Origin of the sequence: Klebsiella sp. K47, from assembly GCF_051858335.1 — a bacterium.
GTDB classification, from domain to species: Bacteria; Pseudomonadota; Gammaproteobacteria; order Enterobacterales; family Enterobacteriaceae; genus Klebsiella; species Klebsiella pneumoniae.
Window position 1 is genome coordinate 1 of record NZ_JBPYUI010000545.1, and the last position, 213, is coordinate 213.

The 213-nt window shown below is 56.3% G+C and carries 1 protein-coding gene; it reads right to left on the bottom strand.

Going from position 1 to position 213, the window contains the following annotated elements:
* A partial coding sequence (rpsK, locus tag RRF55_RS29155; protein ID WP_439419472.1) for a 30S ribosomal protein S11 occupies positions 1-213 on the bottom strand: 213 nt, incomplete at both ends.

Here is a 213-nt window from a genome sequence, read left to right on the forward strand (position 1 = left end):
GCAGCTTGACCAGCACGCTCAGCAGCTACTTGAGCAGCGAACGGGGTGGACTTGCGGGAACCGCGGAAACCCGAACCGCCGGAGGTAGCCCAGGACAGGGCGTTACCTTGACGATCGGTAATGGTCACGATGGTGTTGTTAAAGGACGCATGGATGTGGGCGATGCCATCAACCACTGTCTTTTTAACTTTTTTACGAGGACGAGCAGCAGGT